The 3,200-nt window shown below is 66.2% G+C and carries 4 protein-coding genes and 1 pseudogene; 1 reads left to right on the top strand and 4 read right to left on the bottom strand.

All coding sequences use genetic code 11. The features are described 5' to 3' along the window. The coding region (locus tag ACTHNC_RS03475) for an acyl-CoA thioesterase (RefSeq protein WP_440293206.1) at nt 1-467 on the bottom strand (467 nt) is incomplete at its 3' end. 167 nt (nt 468-634) lie between these two features. Continuing rightward, a complete protein-coding gene (locus tag ACTHNC_RS03470) occupies nt 635-1,270 on the bottom strand; it encodes a TetR/AcrR family transcriptional regulator (protein WP_440293205.1) in 636 nt (211 codons plus the stop codon). 74 nt (nt 1,271-1,344) lie between these two features. Between ACTHNC_RS03470 and ACTHNC_RS03465 the strand changes: the two genes are divergently transcribed. Further along, the gene (locus ACTHNC_RS03465) at nt 1,345-1,638 is read left to right on the top strand and encodes a DUF4287 domain-containing protein (protein WP_440293204.1); all 294 of its coding nucleotides are present in this window, start codon (nt 1,345-1,347) and stop codon (nt 1,636-1,638) included. A 91-nt stretch (nt 1,639-1,729) separates the two neighbouring features. Here the strand turns inward: ACTHNC_RS03465 and ACTHNC_RS03460 are convergent, their stop codons facing one another. Then, a complete protein-coding gene (locus tag ACTHNC_RS03460; RefSeq protein ID WP_440293203.1) occupies nt 1,730-2,860 on the bottom strand; it encodes a bifunctional 2-methylcitrate synthase/citrate synthase in 1,131 nt (376 codons plus the stop codon). A 43-nt stretch (nt 2,861-2,903) separates the two neighbouring features. Further along, nucleotides 2,904-3,200: pseudogene (locus ACTHNC_RS03455) on the bottom strand (MmgE/PrpD family protein); the annotation flags it as partial.

The raw sequence follows: 3,200 nt of genomic DNA, 5'->3' as shown, positions 1-3,200 counted from the left end.
TCGAGCGCGGCAGGCGCCGGGCCCACGGCATCCAACATCTCTTCGATGCCTACCGTGCCGCCTGAACGCTTCAGGAACCTCGCCTTGATGAACGCCTCTGCGTAGATCTCGCCGTCCACCACGGCACGGTGCTGCACGTACGCCGCCTTCGCGTCGAAGCCGATGATGCGCGACTCCACCTCGAACCGCTGCCAGAGCTGCAACGACTTGCGGAAGGTGATCGTCTCGGATGCCACTACCGGGTACCAGCCGCGATCGGCGAAGATCTGCCACACCCCGTTACGCCGCAGCATGTCGAAGCGTCCGATGTCGAAGATCGACAGGTACACGCCGTTGTTCATGTGCTTGAGGATGTCCAGGTCGGTCGGCAGCACCCGGAACCTCGTGTGCGCAACGTCGTAGTGACCGATCCGCTTGCCGAAGCGGGAGATCCAGGAGTGCAGGATCGTGCGCAGGAGCATGTGCATGCCGTCACGCTAGGCGCGTGGGGCCGAACGTGCCCATTCGCGTGTCGCCCGCCGACAACGCGCGGCCCCGCAGCGGGGCATCCGTCGTTCCGCTGTCTCCAAATGCGGGTCACCGTTGGACGCACCCGCAATCTGCGTCAGCTGAGCGCTCACGCCGGCGAGTGCGCTCAGGATGCGCGTGCGTACGCCCGGAGGAACGCGGCGGTGCCGGCGCCGATCACCTTGGTGAGTTCCGCCGTCGACGGCTGGCGCTTGGCGCCGGTGAACATCATGCGGTTGCTCGGGATCCAGAGCAGCATGCCCGCGAGATGCTGGGCGGCGAGGTCGGGGGCGGGCACACTGAGCAGCTCGCGCCGATCCAGCTCGGCGATGCACGACGCGACGGAGTTCAGCATCCGCACGAAGCCGCGCTCCCAGTAGAGGCGCCCCAGCTCCGGGAAGCGGGCCCCTTCGGCGATGACCAGGCGCCGCAGCCTCTGAACACGTGGAGCCATGATCGAGCGTGCGAACAGCTCCGCGAGCATCCGCACGGCCTCCTCCGCGGTCTCGACCTCGCGCATCCGCTCGACGAGGGGCCCGAACGGGTCGTGGATGCGGTCGCATTCCGCGCGGATCAGCGCCGCGAAAACGCCCTCCTTGTCGCCGAAAGCTCGGTAGATCGTCTGCTTCGACATCGCTGCAGCAGCCGCCAGCTGATCGGTGCTCGTTCCGACGTAGCCGTTGGCGACGAAGACATCCAGCGCCGCCTCGAGGATGTGCGCGCGCTTCTCGTCGGAGATCTGAGGACCGGGGTTGCGAACCATCAGTACCAAACAGTACCGTACTCGAAGCAGTACCGATCGGTACTGTCAGATTGTCAGCAGAGAGGGCCAGCAGCGTGTCATTCCAGGCGTACTTGGACACCATCGAGAAGAAGACGGGACTGACCCCGCGCGAGCTCATCGACATCGCGCACGAACGCGGGCTGGATGCGCCGGGCACGAAGGCCGGCGAGATCCTGACGTGGCTGAAGGATGACTACGATCTGGGTCGAGGCCACGGCATGGCGTTGGTGCACGTCATCCAGAAGGGCCCGACGATCAGCAGCAAGCACGTCGGCAGCGACGGTGTGCACCGCGACGAGTCGGAGACGCTCTGGCTCGATGGCGTCGCCACGAAGCCTCAACCGTAACGACCGAACCGCTAGCGCCACAGAAATCGGCATCCGCTACTGGTCATCGCAGTAGCGGATGCCGATTTGTGTAGCGGAACCGACTCGAGCCCTACCGAAGGTGCCGCTCCGGCACGCCGTTGTACTGCGAGAGCGGGCGGATCAGCGAGTTCGACTTGAGTTGCTCGATGACGTGGGCGGTCCATCCGGTGACGCGCGCGGCCGCGAAGATGGGCGTGAACGTCTCCGTGTCGAAACCCATCAGGTTGTAGGCAGGGCCGCTCGTGTAGTCCACGTTCGGCTTGATGCCCTTGCGGGCATCCATCGCCGCCTCGAGCGTCTCGTAGAGATCGAGCACCTCGGGCCGGTCGTAGTACTCGACGAGCTTGTCGAGGGATGCCTTCATCGTCGGAACGCGCGAGTCGCCGTTCTTGTACACACGGTGGCCGAAGCCCATGATCTTGCGCTTGTTCGCGAGGGCGTCGTCGAGCCAGGCCTCAGCCTTGTCGGCTGAGCCGATCTCGTCGAACGCGACCATGACCGCCTCGTTCGCGCCACCGTGCAACGGACCCTTCAGCGCCCCGATAGCGCCGGTCACCGCGCTGTACACGTCGGAGAGTGTCGAGGCGATCACGCGCGCCGTGAACGTGGAGGCGTTGAACGAATGCTCTGCGTACAGGATGAGCGAGACACGGAACGCGTCGACCACCACCGGATCGGGCACCTCGCCGAACGTCATGTAGAGGAAGTTGCTCGCGTAGTCGAGCTCGTCGTGCGGCTCCACCAGCGGCAGCCCGTGGCGGCGGCGCTGGTCGTACGCGACGATCGCCGGAAGCTGAGCCATGAGCCGCAGCGCCTTCGGGTACACCACCTCGAACGGGTCGTCGACCGCACCGAACGCGCCATCCGCGTCGTCGGCTCCGACCACGCTCACGGCCGTGCGCAGCACATCCATCGGGTGAGCGGATGTCGGGATGTCGTCGATCGCGCGCCTCACGTTCGGCGCCAGTGCACGCTGCGCGCGCTCCTGCGCCTCGAACGCCTCGAGGTCGTCGTCACCGGGGAGCTCCCCGTTCCAGAGCAGGTACGCCACCTCTTCGAACGAGCACTTCGCGGCCAGCTCCTGCACGGGATACCCCCGGTACAGCAGGGAGTTCGTGGCCGGGTTGACGCTCGAAATGGCCGTCGTGTCGACGACGACGCCGGCAAGACCCTTGCGGATCTCGGTGGTTTCCTCGCTCATGGTGCTCCTTCGCTCCGGTTCAGTCTGTCACCCACCGGTGGTCTCAGAACAACCCGCGGGGGCTGTCGACCGAGGCGAGCAGGCCGTGCCGCGCGGTGAAGCTCAGCCCGGGCAGCTCCTCAGGGGTGAGTTCCGGGAGCCGCTGCGCGACATCCAGGAAACGGTCGATCTCGGATGCCTCCAACGCGTCGGCGGCCAGTGTTCGGAACTTGTTCACGTAGTCGTCACGACCGAACGGGCGCGCGCCCTGCGGGTGGGCATCCGCCACCGCGATCTCCTCGACGATCTGCGAGCCGTCGGTGAAGCGGATCTCCACGCGCCCGCCGAAAGCCTGCTCCTG

It is taken from the genome of Humibacter sp. (assembly GCF_051954055.1).
Taxonomy (GTDB): Bacteria; Actinomycetota; Actinomycetes; order Actinomycetales; family Microbacteriaceae; genus Humibacter.
Note: the sequence above shows the minus strand (reverse complement) of the source record. Positions and strands in the feature narration are given on the sequence as shown.